General features: G+C 38.2%; 9 protein-coding genes. 3 read left to right on the forward strand and 6 right to left on the reverse strand.

All coding sequences use genetic code 11. The annotated features are described in order from the left end of the window. Positions 1 to 142 precede the first annotated feature (142 nt). Both MKL51_RS16800 and MKL51_RS16805 read right to left on the reverse strand, forming a co-directional pair. Positions 143 to 4,651: a translocation/assembly module TamB domain-containing protein gene (locus tag MKL51_RS16800; RefSeq protein WP_032042257.1), complete on the reverse strand. Its 4,509-nt coding sequence runs from the start codon at positions 4,649 to 4,651 to the stop codon at positions 143 to 145. Positions 4,652 to 4,677: 26 nt separating this feature from the next. Continuing rightward, positions 4,678 to 7,401: an autotransporter assembly complex protein TamA gene (locus MKL51_RS16805; RefSeq protein ID WP_032005440.1), complete on the reverse strand. Its 2,724-nt coding sequence runs from the start codon at positions 7,399 to 7,401 to the stop codon at positions 4,678 to 4,680. A 166-nt stretch (positions 7,402 to 7,567) separates the two neighbouring features. On the opposite strand from MKL51_RS16805, the gene MKL51_RS16810 reads away from it, so the two are divergent. Together MKL51_RS16810 and coq7 are read left to right on the forward strand one after the other, a co-directional pair. After that, the gene (locus tag MKL51_RS16810; RefSeq protein ID WP_014207111.1) at positions 7,568 to 8,890 is read left to right on the forward strand and encodes an MFS transporter; all 1,323 of its coding nucleotides are present in this window, start codon (positions 7,568 to 7,570) and stop codon (positions 8,888 to 8,890) included. A gap of 3 nt (positions 8,891 to 8,893) precedes the next feature. Further along, positions 8,894 to 9,529, forward strand: coding sequence for a 2-polyprenyl-3-methyl-6-methoxy-1,4-benzoquinone monooxygenase (gene coq7 / locus MKL51_RS16815; RefSeq protein WP_002119684.1), 636 nt, complete (start codon positions 8,894 to 8,896; stop codon positions 9,527 to 9,529). A 44-nt stretch (positions 9,530 to 9,573) separates the two neighbouring features. Here the strand turns inward: coq7 and MKL51_RS16820 are convergent, their stop codons facing one another. Continuing rightward, positions 9,574 to 10,122 carry a DUF2799 domain-containing protein gene (locus tag MKL51_RS16820; RefSeq protein WP_002132149.1) on the reverse strand — a complete coding sequence of 183 codons (549 nt, stop codon included), beginning with the start codon at positions 10,120 to 10,122 and terminating at the stop codon, positions 9,574 to 9,576. Between the two features lie 406 nt (positions 10,123 to 10,528). Here MKL51_RS16820 and MKL51_RS16825 point away from each other — a divergent pair, with 406 nt between their 5' ends. Then, positions 10,529 to 11,953, forward strand: coding sequence for a glutamine synthetase family protein (locus MKL51_RS16825; RefSeq protein ID WP_032005437.1), 1,425 nt, complete (start codon positions 10,529 to 10,531; stop codon positions 11,951 to 11,953). A gap of 76 nt (positions 11,954 to 12,029) precedes the next feature. On the opposite strand, the gene MKL51_RS16830 is transcribed toward MKL51_RS16825, so the two are convergent. From MKL51_RS16830 to kdpC, 3 genes are read right to left on the reverse strand one after another with little or no spacing between them, the layout of a single operon-like run. Beyond that, positions 12,030 to 12,746: a response regulator gene (locus tag MKL51_RS16830; protein ID WP_017480855.1), complete on the reverse strand. Its 717-nt coding sequence runs from the start codon at positions 12,744 to 12,746 to the stop codon at positions 12,030 to 12,032. An 11-nt stretch (positions 12,747 to 12,757) separates the two neighbouring features. Beyond that, complete coding sequence (locus tag MKL51_RS16835; RefSeq protein WP_032005435.1) at positions 12,758 to 15,412, reverse strand: sensor histidine kinase; 2,655 nt, start codon at positions 15,410 to 15,412, stop codon at positions 12,758 to 12,760. Positions 15,413 to 15,450: 38 nt separating this feature from the next. Continuing rightward, positions 15,451 to 16,056, reverse strand: coding sequence for a potassium-transporting ATPase subunit KdpC (kdpC, locus tag MKL51_RS16840; protein WP_032005433.1), 606 nt, complete (start codon positions 16,054 to 16,056; stop codon positions 15,451 to 15,453). Positions 16,057 to 16,069: the final 13 nt, after the last annotated feature.

Below are 16,069 nucleotides of genomic sequence, written 5' to 3' on the forward strand. Positions count from 1 at the left end.
CCTATCCAAGGCTTCTTTACTCTTAAGAGAAGCGATACTTTAGATGATAAACACTCAACTTTTTTAAATGTTATGAAGACGTTATTAAATTAAAAGCCCACAATAGTGAGCTTTTAATTCATTCATTATTGGTTTCAATCAACTAAAAGCGCCAATTGTAGAATAAGTCGATCGCTCTTTCTAAAGACTGACTTGCTTCTAGGTATAAACGTCGATTCATTTGATAACGTAAAGTGAGTTTATTTACAGGAGTAAACACCCCAACACCATAGCGAATAAACAGATCTGGTGTGATATAACCCGTTAAACTCACTTGCGTATCATCACCTGTACCTTGTGCATCTAAAGCTAAACCGCTCAAACCAAACGTACGTCCAATCTGGTTAGTTAAAGCACGTGTACCACCCAAGCCCATACTAATACCTGCAGCTGCAATGGTGTTGTTTACATCAGATTTAAAACCTTCTGCATTACTCAAGCCACTCGAACCTTCATTAATACGACCAGTAACAAGCGCATTTAATGCTTCTTGCTCAGATAAGCCTGCATCGTTATAGACCTGAATGTTTGGTGATGTCGCAGTACCTGTAACACGTACCCCAACCATACTGCCCTGAACATTTTTGTTCGCATCGATATCTAAAGTCGGGTTAGCCAATGGTCCATTAAAACGGGCAATTGCTCGGTTCAAGTCTAGACTTTGTCCATAGGCTTCAATTTTCACTTTTTGGCTGACACCAATTGCCCCATTAGCTCTCATCGCAGTTTCATAACCACGTTGGCTTAAGTTGAGACGACCAACTAAAGGAATATTACTATTAAAGCCTTGGAAGATGACTTGTTTTCCAATATTAACAGCAATGTCAGCTCGAATATCCCAAGGTTTAGCTGCCCGTAAAATTGCAAGTGGGTCTTGACCTTGGCGTACGATACGAACATCTGATGACGTATTAATGATTGGAGCAGTTGTTTCTGGCATTGATATACGTGCACGAGGAACATCTACTGATCCTTTTAAGCTTAAACGCTTATCAAAAGGATACATATCAAGTGTCAGATTCGGATTGGCAATTGCAGTAATTAATGGCGCTTGGCGTACTAGTAAATTATCACCTTTAAGATTTAATTGAAGGCGCGGCGCATCTTTCCATTCAAAACTACCTTTAAGCAAGCCTACACCTTGCCCACTGTTAAATGCCCCATCAATTGTTGCCATATCCTGACGAATTGATGAATACACCTGAACATTAGTTAAATTTACTGGCAGAGAAATCATGCTGATTGCACCATTTTTCAGACGCATTTCACCAGTAAACTGAGGTTGAGTTAATGTACCGTTGACTTTACCAGCCAAAGCTAACGTCCCACTCATTGAGCGAACATCTTGAATAAATGGTTTCAAGACTTTTAATTGGACATCATTAAAGGCCACTTCACCATGCATTGGCATTGAAGACTGGAATGGGTTGATAATAACGTTCGCATAACCCGTACCAATATCTGGTGTTTTAACATCTACACGGAATAGCAGACCCTCTGATACACTTTTTGCAACCACCCCTAACTCATCATAAGCCAGAGTAGTTGCAGGATCTTGTGGATCCTCAGCAGCTAAACCAATTTCACCTTTACGTGTAATTAAACGTGCATCAAGTTTTGGATTGCCTCCATTTACCCACGATGCCTTAGCGTAACCATTTAATTGTCCGGTCATTGCCAAACCTTCTGGCATAAATGCCGCAAAGTCGCTTAAATCCATGTTTTGAGTTACAAAGGAAATATTACCTCGCGCTTTACTCACCCGTACAGGCTGATCAAAACAGAGCTGACTGTTGGTACTTTGCCAGCAATGTTGACCCACATATAGCTCAGATTTCGCCGAAGAAAAAATTACCGGAGCATTTTGATTTTGTGCCAGACGGATTCGTCGTGAATCAAAACTTCCTTTCTGGATTTGTCCTAACCAATCATTATTTTGGTTAAACCCGCCTGCCAGCTGAACATAGAACTTGGAAATACTATTATTGCCAAGCACTTTCAATAAATGGGCTTTTCTTGTTCCTGTCAAATTCACTTCAGCAGATTGAATTTGTCTATTTCCACTACGCAAATTATCTAATTTTGCGGTTAATTGAGTTGGTGTTGTTTCCGATGTTGGAAGTTCACCCTGAATACTCAATCTCTTCACACTTACTAATGTGTTAAAAGCAAAATTATCTACTGCAATATTTGCTGTTGCTTTTAAACGCGGTTGCGATTGAACATTCAAATCACCATAAGCTCGACCACGCAGTCCAGGATATAACTCGTATAGGGCTGGTGCATTCAGCTTAATTTTTAGATTTTGTGCGTTGCCAGTAGCCTGTAGCTGGTTCTGCCCATACACTAAAAATAAGTTATTTGCTTCAAACTGTTGTGGTAAAAAGCCATTTTGATTGGAATCCATCAATAGAGATAGATTACCTTTACCTCGAACAGGTTTATTATTTAAAAAGCCTGCAAGATTCAATTGCTGAATATTAATTCGCTTCAAGTGATCAGACCAAACCCCTTGGGTTTTCAGATTCCCTGAAATTTCACCTTTAACAGTTGAGGCAAAATATTGAGGTTTAAAGCGCACTAATGAACTATTAATATCCCATGCGATACGGTCTTTTAAATTGACAGAACCAGTAGCATAGATTTTTCCAGCCACCCCATCGTGTTGTAACTGGCTAATTCGAATAAAATCTGGCGTGCCCGCTATAGAAAACTTCAACAAACCATTTGCCTGCTTTAAGGCTTTTAAAGATCCATCATAATTAACCGCAAAGCCTTTAAAGCCACCACCAGCTTTCACGTCATGAAATAACAATGCTGCTGTACTTTTCCCGCCTAAACTTACAGTTTCTTGACCTGCTTGAGCCAATCGACCAGTTAAGTCAATTTTCTCAAACTGAATAATTTGCTGGTTTGGTTTAGCAAAACCATTTGCCTTAATCGAACCATTTAGTAGATTGACTGGCGCTGCTGCATGAATACTTTGCGGATTAAAATCTTTTGCATTTAATAAAGCATTCCAAGCGAGCTGACGTTTTTCAGTAGGTAATAAAACTTTGGCCTGACCTGTTAAGCTACCTTTTTCAGCAGCAAAACTAAAATTAGGGACATTTAAGATATTATCTTTAACATTAAGATTGGCTAGATATTGTCCTGCTGGCAATAAAGTTTTTTCATGCTGATATACTTTTGTAGCAACCTTAATATCTTGTTGACCATCACGTAATGTTAAATCGACTTGACCATTGTCACTACTTAACCATCCAATATAAGGCATTGCACGGTCTATATTCGCCCACGCCACATTCATGAGCATTGGCTGAGGTTTATTATTTTTTTCAGGTGCCTGATTAAGCTTGAGTTTCCAAGACTCGTAACGGTCAAAATCAACGTTAGCAAATACTTCTGTACCTTTTTCCAAAGACCCAGTTGAAGCAATAGCTGCATCTAAACTTGGAGGTAAAAAGTCTTGAACCACCTGAGGAATCGCTTTGTCTTTAGGATTAATACGATCTAAACGACCTTTAATGTCCCAAGTAACATGATCTTTCCAATTTACCAAACCTTTAAGATTAACGGCACCTTTCATAACTTGGCCATTGAAATCTGTAATATTAAGCTGATGAACTAAATCAGTATTCATTAAAGCGTTGTACTGGCCTTCAGGTAAATTTTCACCCTTTAAATCTGTATCAAGTGCTAAATTAAGTTGTTTAATATCACCTTGAAACTTGATCACACCATTTTTTGCAAAGAGTTTTTGTTCTTGTAGCAAAGGTAAATGATAGTTTTTTAATAATAATTCACCTTGCATTGGAACTTCATCACGAACAGGATGTAAGATTACCCAACCTGTTAATAAATCAGGAGTAGTTGTTGCAACCCCAGCTTTTAAAGTATCTAAACTTCCGCGAGCAGCAACTTTAATATTTTGAATATTTAAACTTTTTAAAGATGGGATTCTTAAATCTGCTGTGGCATCTAATGGATATTTACCACTGAAATCCATTTTACCAGTTGCGTTGTGAACTGAAAGATAGCCCATATCCATACTGGATTTTTCAAATTCTAGTTTTGTCTCCGACCAGAGCGCATCTTGCAAATGGACATTATAGAAACTTACATCTGAACTCGACAATTTAAGCTCTAAATGATCAACATCACCTTCATCTACACGTAGAACAAACGGTAATTTGATTGGTTTAAATTCAAACGGTTTACCAGAAGGCGGAGTTTTATTAATAATACGTAAGTTGCGTACATCAGCATGGCTCAAATGTACTTCTTTTTCTAATAATAAAGAGCGCCATCCTAAGCCTACATCAGCTCGATCTAAAGAAACATCCACATCTTTTAATTGCACCAACACATTTTTGAGAATGATGCCACGCAATAAGTTGCCACCTTCATATTCATATTTAATTATTTTCTGAGCTTCTAAAACTCGATCTAATAAAAAACGGCTTCCACGATCCGTTGACATCATGATGACTAACGAAGAAGCCAATAATAACAATATGATTAATATCGTCAGCAAGAAGCTACGCAAAATGCGATGCTTCTTCTTAGGAGAGCTTGGTGCCGAAGTGGGCTGCTGTTCTACTTCCGCCATAAAATAAACCTAATAAAATTTTATTTTTAAAGTTGTGGGCCTATAAAGAAATGTAAACGAATCGGATGGTTCTCATCTGAAATACCCGAAGCGACATCTAAACGGATTGGCCCAATTGGAGACTTCCAGCGAATTCCGACCCCAACACTATAAGCTGCTGGATTATTAAAGTCTTTATCGTAAGCATTACCAAAGTCAGAGAAAACGGCTGCTCGCCATCCATCTTTGAACTGATAGTTATATTCTAAAGAGCCTACAGCTAAAGCCTGGCCCCCAATTTTATATCCATCTACTTCTGGAGAAAGACTTTTATAGTCAAATCCACGAATCGTTTGGTCACCACCCGTAAAGAATCTAAGATTGTATGGAACTTTGTCAAAGTCATCTGTAAAGATATAGCTGAGGTCAGATCTTCCGACGAATTGGTGATCATCATTTTTACCTAGAGAATAAATAAATCTCCAGCCTGCACTCGCAATTGCCATATTGGCATCTGAGAGTAAACTCTCGCTGCCTAATTCTAATTTATAAGTTTGTTTAAAAGCTTTAGTTGGGTTTAACCGTGTATTACTTGAGGTTTTAGATGTTTCATAACTAAACAATAATGCTTCTTGCTCAGATGCAGCTGTTTTAAACGCATCTGGTAATTCAGAAATATCAACATTACCTTTTTGGGTCAAACGATCTAAACGATAACGAACACCAATAGTATGCTGCCAATTTCCTAATGGACGTTTGATTACGCGCTCCCCACCCACAACAGCAGATTCGGTTAACAGGCTTACATCTGGACCAATATCATCCCGTGTTTCACGCTCATAACCGCCCACAATATTGAAATAGTCATTTAACGGATGTTTATAGGGAATACTATATCGACCATCAATCGATTGGCGAATTTCAGAAACTTCCAAGTTGGCATCAAATGAATGACCATATTTATTTACGATAGAACGGCGATATTGACTACGTAAACGTGCACCCGTATCGGTTCCATAACCAATACCAGTTTCCAAACTATTTAGCTTGTCAGCATTTAAAGTCACAATAACTGGAATTCTTTTTGTTTCACGTGCTTGAGCTTGTAAATGATCCTGTTCATCATGCTGAGCTGCGGCGCTTTGCAACATCGCAGTTTGAGGCTCTGCCTGTTTTGCATTTTGTGTTCCGGCAAACTGTTTTTCATCGACTACGTTTTGCGTAACTTCTTTATTTGATGTCGCTAATTGACGTGCTTTCGCAAGTTGTCGTTGTTCTGGTGAAAGTAAATTAGACTCATCAACATCAATATTTTGTTCATCCACCAAAGCTTGTAAATCTGGTGGTAGCTCAAGTGGCTTTTCAATTGGGTCTGGTTTAATGCTATCAACCAAAGTGTAATTGAAATAACGTGAGTTGGTTAGGTTATTTGCGAGCACGTTTACACGCCAGAAGGCATAGTCATCACCTTCTTTCCAAGGCGCCATACTTTCTAAGATATTTTGGTTTAATGGCAAAGGTTTCGAAGGATCACTCATACGAAACTCGACCTTGTCTAATTTATAGCGCTCACCAGTCTCGTAGCGTAAATTGATATCGGCCTTATTTTCTGGCTGACTTACTTTTACATCATGCAATCGCCAATAAGCATCAAAATAACCATTATTAGATGCGGCATCAACAATACGGGTTTTAGTAGTTTCATATAAACCGTGGTTAAAGATATCCCCTACATCTTGATCGGGAACTAAACGAATAACCTGAAATTGCGGCTGCTTTTCGCCTGGACCTGTAAACTCAATATTTTGCTCATTAATTCGTACTGGTTCATTTGGTGTCACCCTGACACGCACACGACTCGGACTTAATTTTTCAAATCGGAACTCAGCATTATAGTAACCAACAGCTTGAGCAGCCTGATTACTTAATGTTCTAAGCTGAGGTAAAGCAGCATTAAAGTCTTCAAAAGATTCTTGAGTAAAAGTTGAAAGCTTACCTTTAATATTTTTAGCTAACACATCTGAAGCGCCTTCTACCTCTGCGCTAATACGCGGTACTTGTTCCATCGGAATTGCACGCGGCGGACGTACTTTATTTAAAATACGTTTAAAGAAACCAGCTTGCTCAGGTGGTTCTTCGGCCTCTGGTGTCAATTCAGGCAGTGTTTTTCCAGTCTCATTGGCTTCAACTACAATCTTACTGTCAGACTTAATCTCTTGCATAAGCTGATCAATATTTACAGGCGCCTGATTAATTTGATTTAATTCAGATTGAGTTGCATCGCTTACAGTAACTTCAGGGAGTTTCTGAGTCCCATTTTGAAAGTTCTGTGCTTCATTCTTTGCTTCTTCCGCTACCCTATAAATTTCATTTGCCATGTTCTGATCAACAGGCATATCAGGTAAATCTTCAAGGTTATCAAGAGTAATTGGCTTAAATTCATCAATTTGATTTGGAAATTGTTCTTGTTGTTGCAATATAGCCAAGCTATCTTGTTGCTGCTGAGCTTGGGTTACAAGTGTAGCGATATCTGTAACTGGAGCAGTATATTGCTCATTAACCTGAGCTGATTGTTCAGTTGACTCATCAGATACTGTCTGGTTTAAAGTTGTTGATGAACTATTCTCAACAGAAGTTTGAGCAAAACTTGGCGTTACGCAAACGCTTAACAACAAGCTGCTACAAATAAGTTTAGGAATGCCCTGCATTTTTAAAATTAAATGCATAGAATGTGAGAGAGTTGACTGTTTAAACTTAATTTTAGAAGGCATAGAAAACTCTAGACTTATTTTTTAATAAAACGCACCAATGTGAGTGTAAAACTCACTCAAAACCATTGATTTTTCATTTAATCAAGCGTTAAAAATATCATACATGGTTTTCGATGCAAATTAACACTCGGTCACATTTTTTTATAAAACACAATGAAGTTTGCACATGATGAAACAAGATGAGCACCTGATGACCTCACGTCGGTTTGTACCGATGTTTTTTACCCAGTTTTTTGGCGCATTAAATGATAACGTTTTTAAGCAAGCTTTATTATTGGTGATTACTTATGGATGGATTCAGCAACAATCTGCTCCCGTAAGTACTCTTAATAATTTGGCAGCCCTCTTGTTTATTCTGCCATATTTCTTTTTTTCAGCCACAGCTGGACAAATCGCCGACAAATACGAACGATCTCAACTCGTCCGTGGTATTAAAATTTTAGAAATCATCATTATGCTCATCGGTACTGCAGGTTTCCTGTTAGGAAACTTATGGCTACTTCTTTTTGCTTTATTTTTGATGGGTACACATTCGACGTTCTTCGGCCCGATTAAATACGCAATTTTGCCTGAAATCTTAAAACCGAACGAGTTAATGTCTGGTAATGCGCTATTTCAATCCGGCACATCCATGGCGATCTTGTTCGGGATGATCTTAGGTGGCGCCGTAATTGCCTCATCAGATGGTAATTTATTGTGGATTAGTATCACCGTAGTGGCTATTGCTTGCATAGGCTATTTATTTAGTCGCTTCATTTTGCCGCAAAAAGTTGCTGCACCTGACTTAAAGATTGACTGGAATTTCATCCGTACCAGCTTTCAAACCATTAAATATGCCAAAAGCTTACCGTTAGTATTCACAATTTTGCTAGGCAACTCATGGTACTGGTTTTATGGCGCGACTTATTTAACTCAAATTCCGCAGCTTACCCAGCAAAACCTTCATGCATCAGAAAATGTCGTTAGCCTGTTACTGACTTTCTTTTCAGTCGGTATTGGTGTGGGTTCTCTTCTTTGCCGTAAAATTGGTGGTTCAGAAATTAATATTAAAATGGTGCCGATTGGTGCAATTGGCCTTACTGTTTTTGCGCTCTACCTTGCTGCCAGTTTAGCTTTTGTACCAGAAAGAACCGGAGCATTACTTACCTTAAAAGACGTTTTCACCCAAGGCTGGGTTTACTACCATGTCATGATTGCTGTGACTTTATTGGGGATTAGTGGCGGTTTTTATATTGTTCCCCTATATGCCATGATGCAGGCTTATTCACCACGTTCACATCGTGCACGAGTTGTTGCAGCGAATAACATCTTAAATGCCGTTTTTATGGTTTCTTCTGCAATTTTTTCAATCTTAATCTTAAGTGTTTTAAAAATTGATATTAAAATACTATTTATTATTACAGCTGTACTTAGTGCAATCTTTAGTATCTGGCTTCTCGCTAGACTAAAACCAATGCTTGCCACAGCCCACCTTTCTTTAGAGGACTAATTTATGCGCCACTATACTGGAATTGATCAACTTATTAACTCATTTGATCAGGCATTGCGTAGTCTTGTTCCGGGTGCAACAGCAGCACAGCGTCAAAATCCAGCTGAAACAGTAGAAACAAAACTTGGTGTAGAAGATGCTCGCCATGTCGCAGGTTTAATGCGTGTTAACCACAGTGGTGAAGTATGTGCTCAAGCACTTTACCATGGGCAAGCATTAACGGCGAAATTGCCAAATGTACGCCAAGAAATGCAACAAGCAGCGATTGAAGAACAAGATCATTTAGCTTGGTGCGAAGACCGTTTAAAAGAATTAAACAGTCATACAAGTTTGTTAAACCCAATCTGGTACGGGTTGTCATATGGCATGGGTGCCCTTGCTGGTATTGCAGGTGATAAATATAGCTTAGGTTTTGTTGCTGAAACTGAGCGTCAGGTTAGTCTGCATTTGCAAGATCATTTAAACCAGTTACCTGCTCAAGATGAACGCTCTCGTAAAATTTTAGAGCAAATGAATGAAGATGAATTGCATCACCGTCATACTGCACTTGAAGCAGGCGGTGTTGAATTACCATATGCAGTAAAAATTACGATGACTGCTATTTCAAAGTTAATGACAAAAACGAGTTATTATCTTTAAAAACCAAAGGATTGATCTCATTCGGATCAATCCTGTTTTAAATATTATTTTAAGCCGTGATCATATTTGAAACGTTCGATATCTCGAATTGAATTCCAATAGTTTCTGTTAATACGGTCACGATCAATTTGTAATTCTCTTAAAAGCTTACGATAACGCTCACGCTCTTCTGGCTTTAATTTTTCGTTGTAAGCATTATCAGAATATTGCTTAAACTTCTCGTCATAACGATCATATTCAGCTTTTGCATTGTAGTAATCTGAGGCTGCTCGATAATAAGGTCTTAAACGATTACGCTGCTCAACTGGGCATACATTAATATTGCCGTTACCCTCTAAAGCATTATAAAAAATATTTGATGGCTGGCAATAATACCCTAAGCCCTCTTTATACCCACGTTCATATGACTTTTGATCTGGAACAATATTGGCTTTTCCACACGCTTTGTAATATTGATCTAAACGTGGCGAAGACCCCTTTGAACCATCTTTCTCACCCACTAATGACCAATTCGCAGTCTTACATTCTTCTACGCTCATTGCAGCACAACCTGAAAGGCTGATTGCTAAAATGGCTAAACCGATATTTTTCATATTAAGAAAACTCAAAAATAAAATTTAAAAAACGCAAAAAATAAAATTCCAGTAAACACCCTAAAAGATCCTGCTCTATTCAAGACTTCAAAAATAAGTGATTCACTGGATAAGTCTTAAGTTTAAATCAGTTTATCCCTCTCACCAAATGAGACGCTTAAATTTTTAGCTTTGTTTAATTTTAAAAAAGAGAAATCAGTAAAATTTTATAATGCGCTGACTGCTCTTATACGCTAATTTTACTTTAAAAATTGATTATAAACATGAGACTCAATATATTGATTATAAATATAAAAAATCAAATTGCTCATAAAATATTGTTCAACCATCTTTACTCTTTTTTTACGCGATTTCCTTCAAAGGCTAAGGTAGGATTTTAGCTAAATAACCACCAAGGTTTTTTATAATGAGTACACTTATTTACCCAAATTTAAACTTAAAAGATCCTCACTTTAAGGCATTTAAAATATCAGATAATTTTATTTCTCCGACACAATCTGGTACTTTCCAATCAGATCTTTTTTTAAAAGAAGTTGATGAATATTTAAGTTTATATCCTCACACTCAGCACATTGATATTTGTCTACATGACTTAAACGGGCATATTCGTGGCAAACGTATTGATGTTAAGAGTCTGAAAAATCTCTCTCATGGATGTTATTTTCCACTTTCTGTTTATGCCATGAGTCTAGATGGAAAAGTAATTGAAGAAACAGGCCTGGGAAAATATATTGGTGAACCAGATAGACTTTGCCTGCCCATTTTAGGCAGCTTGCAACCAAGTGCTTTATCCCCAGAATTAAATGCTCAGCTTTACCTATCAATGCAAGAAGAAGATGGTACAGACTGCCGCTATGAACCACGTAATATATTAAAAAAATTATTAAATCAGTTACATACTAATAATTATTTTCCTGTCATGGCTGCCGAGCTAGAGTTTTACCTTTTCTCACCTCAACAACAATCTGAGACATGTTCAGAAAACCAATGTTTTGATATAGATGCACCAAATAACTACCAACAAGTCCTAGATGAAGTTGAAAAAGCAGCCCTACTTCAATCTATTGAAATTACCGCTATTGTTGCGGAATCATCCCCTGGACAATACGAATTAAATCTTCAACACAGTCATGACATTTTAAAACTCTGCGATCAAATTAATGCTTTAAAAAGAATTGTAAAGCAAGTCGCAAGAAAACATGACTTAACTGCTTGTTTCATGGCGAAACCGAACTTGGCAAAAGCTGGTAGTGGTATGCATTTTCATATGAGCATACTTAATCAATACCATGAAAATATATTTAGTTCAGAAGTAGAAAAAGATCAGCTTTCAGCCAAATTATTGAGCGCGATTAGTGGCCTAATTGAGTTAATGCCTGCATCTATGGCGATTTTAGCGCCTAATATTAATTCTTATAGACGTTTTAAAATTGGTCATCACGTGCCATTAGAAGCCAATTGGGATACTAACAACCGAAATGTTGCAATCCGAATTCCATGCTCAGATGTACAAAATCAACGCTTAGAATATCGTGTTGCTGGAGCTGACTGTAATCCCTATCTGGTTACAGCGACTATTTTAGCGGGCGTATCTTATGGCTTATCTCATAAATTACCGCTGCCAAAACCTGCACATCTTTTAAAGTTTCCAGACGAGCACATTTTATTAGCCAACAATCAGCCGGAAGCCTTAAAAATATTTAAAGGAAGTCTTATTTTAAAAGGGTATTTAGGGGCAGACTTTGTAGAACACTGGTACACGGTTAAACAGGCTGAATATCAAAACATTTATAGTCAAATGACTGAAGCAGAACAACATTGGGATATATAAATAAAAAAAGCAAAAAAACTATAAACCACTTTGCAAACCCTTAGGGAGAAATACCCTAAGGTTTTTTTATATCTAATTAGTGATTTTTCTGTTTAGCTAAAAAACGTAACCCAACACCTGGTTCAGTAGCAATATAACGTGGCTGAATCGCATTATCTCCCAGTTTACTGCGTAACTTGCCCACTAAAATACGTAAATAGTGCGTATCTTCCTGATGGGTGGGTCCCCATAGCTCTTTTAAGAGCTGAGGCTGTGTTAAAAGCTGCCCTTGATAGCGCATTAATAGTGTCAAAAGTTGAAACTCTTTTCGAGTTAAAGTAATTGGTTGTTGCTCGATCCAAACTAAACGTTGCATGACATCAACCTTGAGATAACCATCGTCATACACATGAGCTTCTTGCTGAATCGGTTGATTTCTTAAAATGACACGTATGCGCGCCAAAAGCTCTTGCACACTAAAAGGCTTGGTCATGTAGTCATTTGCGCCTGCGTCTAGCAAGGTAACTTTTTCATATTCATCAGCACGTACAGATAACACAATAACGGGAACATTCGACCAGCTACGTAATTCCTGAAGCACTTCTTTTCCATCTAAATCGGGTAAGCCTAAGTCTAAAATAACCAAATCAGCCCCTTGGGTTGCCAAAGCCTCTAGGCCTTTGTAACCCGTTTCGCAGAGCGTGGTTTTGTATTTTTGGGTTCTTAAAGCAATGTCTAAAAATTTACGGATTTGAGGTTCATCATCAATAATCACAATACGTGTTTCTACAGGTGATGTTTCTGAACTTATCATGAATTTACAACTTATTCTTTTACTGGATGAATGGGTAATTTGATTTGAATTAAAGTACCTTTATTTTGGCGCCCTGAAAATGCTTCTATTGTACCCATATGAGCACCAATAATCGCTTTTACAATTGTTAGCCCTAAACCTGTACCGAATTTTCCACGGTCTCCACGCTCCATAGTATAAAACATATCGAAAATGCGGTGTCTTTCGTCTTCAGGGATTCCTGCACCTTTATCTTCAATTTCTATTTTTACTTCATCTTCTGACAAAAGATGAGTACGAATCATGACTGGTTCATCTGGAGGTGAAAAGTTTGCAGCATTTTCTAAAACATTAAAAATAGCTTGTTCTACCAATGCTGGGTGAACATACAAACTAATCGGTTGCTCAGGTAACTGAACGACCACTTGTGTATCTGGTTTATAACGCTTTAAACGGCGAGTTGCCGAACCAATTAATTCATCTACCCCAATCCAATCTCTTTTTAAAGTTAGACCTTCGTGGCCCAAACGGGTCATATCAAGCAAGTTTTGAATATAACGGTCTAAACGCTCACCTTCTAAATGAATTGTTTCAAGCAGATCTTGTTGGTCTTGTTCTGACATATCAGCTTTAAAATTAGCAAGCGTGTCTGCTGCGCCAATGATAGAAGCAAGTGGCGAACGTAAATCATGCGATACCGAAGATAATAAAGCAGAACGTAAGCGCTCTGTTTCACTGGTGACTTTTGCTTGTTCAAGCTCATTCACCAATTGGGTTCGAAGTACTGCCTGTGCAATGTACTCAATTACACTTTCAGTCAATTTTTTTTGCTCAAAATTTAAGGAAACCACTTCATCCTTAAAGTAAATTCCCACAACACCTAGGCTATTTTTTTGTTCTAAAAGAGGTAAAAACCACCAGTTTGACTGACTCAGAGTATCGGTAAAACGCCCACATGGCTGCTTGTGTTTCAAACACCATTCTGCGGCTACTTTTTCTTTATCATTTAGCTCAATATCAGATGAAATTACCTTATCTCGAATAGAAATCCACACTTTAGTTTGAAGTTGTGTTTCTAAAGTCATACGTCCTGTTTGCATGACTTCTTCAAGGTTGACAGCACTAGAAAGCTTACGTGCCAAGTCTTGCATTACCGTAGTGTAGGCATTGGCAGCTTTTAAAGATAAAACTTGCTGGCGTAATTGAGAGGCCAAACGCCCGGCAATTAAAGCTGCTGCAAAAAAAGCCACAACGGTGACTACCCCTTGGTGTGCTGAAATCTGAAAGGTATAACGCGGGGCAATAAAGAAAAAATTATAGGCTAAGAAACATATTAAGGCTGCCACTACGGCAGCTAACATTCGGGTCTTAGTTGCAACAATTAAAACAGAAATAATAAAAATGACAGAGAAGTCTTCAATACCAAATAGAACTTCGGCGAAGTGAGCTAGAAAAATGCTACCGCACGTCACAGCTAAAACAAAAACACTTTCTTTTAATGATAAAAATGAAGGCTTTTTGAGCTGATTAATCTTTTTAGTACCCTGTTCTGGGTGCAAAATGGTTAAAGCAATTGAGTTTTCTTGATTTAATAATTGCTGAGCTAAATTTTTCTTAAATAACTTTAACCACCACGGTGAAATACTTTTACCAATGACAAGATTGGAAATACCTCGATCAACGGCGGCATCCATTAACACTGATGCAACTCGCGGCCCATATAAAACTTCAGTTCGACCACCTAGTTGTCGAGCCAGCTCAAACGCACGGTCAATCTCGATGTATTCTTTTTTATAAGAACTCACTGAACTCTGCCCAAAGTCCAAACTTCTAGCAACATTTACTACAGTCCATGTAGCCCCATTACGTTCTGCTAAGCGGCAGCCTGCTCGCACTAAATATTCAGAAGAGCCTTGCCCATCTATCGCAATCATCAATTCATTTTGTAACGATATAGATTTCAAACCCTTTGAGGCATAACTCTCTTTTAAATCTGAATCGACATGCTCAGCAACGCATTGCATTGCCAGTTCACGTAATGCCGTTAAATTTGAAATGCTAAAAAAGCCTTGTAATGCCAGATTTGCTTGCTCTGGTACATAGACTTTTCCTTGATGGAGCCTTTCAATGAGTTCACTGACGGGTAAATCAATTAAGCGAATATCTCGAATACGGTCAAATACCCGATCTGGTACTGTTTCATTTACTCGAATGCCTGTAATTTGATAGACCACATCATTTAGGCTTTCTAAATGTTGAATATTTATAGTGGTAAATACATCAATACCAGCGTCTAGCAACTCATTAACATCTTGCCACCGTCGTTCATGACGACTATTTGGGACGTTGCGATGAGCCAATTCATCAACCAAAACGATTTGCGGATGCCTAAGTAAAATAGCATCCAAGTCCATTTCTTCTAAAATATGCCCCTGATATTGCATTTCTTTTCTAGCAATCTGAGGCAACCCTTCCAAAATTTTTAGAGTTTCGATTCTTCCATGGGTTTCAACAATACCAACAACAACATCTGTGCCCTGTTGAAATAATTCTTTGGCGCGGGCAAGCATGGCATAAGTTTTTCCTACACCAGGTGCCGCACCAAGAAAGACCGTTAGTCGACCGGCTTGATATCTGTTGACATGATTTAATAAGGCCTCAGCCTGATTTTCGCGATTGCTTTGCATTTGATATCATCCGGTAAACTAACAACTTTATTTTTAAGTTAATGTGTAGATTGTAATTGATCTAAAGCAATATTGAGCTGTAATACATTAACACGAGCTTGCCCTAGTACACCAAACTGCTTCGGTTCAATATGCTTTTGGAGTAACTCTTCCACAACCTTAGGGTCTACATGACGAGCTTGAGCCACTCGAGCAACCTGTAACTGAGCAGATTCAGGACTAATATGCGGATCAATACCACTACCAGATTTAGTCACCAAATCACTTGGTATAGGTGTATTGCCCGTGTGGTCTTGTTTTTTTACCGCAAGAATCTGAGCATCAATTTGTTGCTGTAGCTCAGGATTAGTACGCGCTAAGTTTGTACCTGCCATCGCCATCGGGTCATAAGCGACTGCTGAAGGACGTGGATGAAAATAAGCCTCTCCAACAAATGGCTGAGCAACTAATTTTGACCCTAAAACTTTATGATCTATTTCAATCAAACTACCATTTGCTTGATTGTTGAATAACACCTGTCCCGCACCTGTAGCAATTGCACTATAAGCAGCGCCACAGCCAACTAAGGTAAAAATTAATAATCCCAAAGATGCTCTTAAGGTCTGACCCAAATTTGCTTCTGAATTTTGTACATAAGTTTTCATTTCAAACTCCAGA

Origin of the sequence: Acinetobacter sp. AOR18_HL, from assembly GCF_027855145.1 — a bacterium.
In the GTDB taxonomy this organism is placed as follows: domain Bacteria; phylum Pseudomonadota; class Gammaproteobacteria; order Pseudomonadales; family Moraxellaceae; genus Acinetobacter; species Acinetobacter pittii.

Bases quoted from the DNA above. Each gene is read 5' to 3' on its own strand.
- MKL51_RS16825 (WP_032005437.1), top strand. From the start codon at position 10,529: ATGAGTACACTTATTTACCCAAATTTAAACTTAAAAGATCCTCACTTT.
- MKL51_RS16835 (WP_032005435.1), bottom strand. From the start codon at position 15,412: ATGCAAAGCAATCGCGAAAATCAGGCTGAGGCCTTATTAAATCATGTC.
- MKL51_RS16800 (WP_032042257.1), bottom strand. From the start codon at position 4,651: ATGGCGGAAGTAGAACAGCAGCCCACTTCGGCACCAAGCTCTCCTAAG.
- kdpC (WP_032005433.1), bottom strand. From the start codon at position 16,056: ATGAAAACTTATGTACAAAATTCAGAAGCAAATTTGGGTCAGACCTTA.
- MKL51_RS16830 (WP_017480855.1), bottom strand. From the start codon at position 12,746: ATGATAAGTTCAGAAACATCACCTGTAGAAACACGTATTGTGATTATT.
- coq7 (WP_002119684.1), top strand. From the start codon at position 8,894: ATGCGCCACTATACTGGAATTGATCAACTTATTAACTCATTTGATCAG.
- MKL51_RS16810 (WP_014207111.1), top strand. From the start codon at position 7,568: ATGATGAAACAAGATGAGCACCTGATGACCTCACGTCGGTTTGTACCG.
- MKL51_RS16820 (WP_002132149.1), bottom strand. From the start codon at position 10,122: ATGAAAAATATCGGTTTAGCCATTTTAGCAATCAGCCTTTCAGGTTGT.
- MKL51_RS16805 (WP_032005440.1), bottom strand. From the start codon at position 7,401: ATGCCTTCTAAAATTAAGTTTAAACAGTCAACTCTCTCACATTCTATG.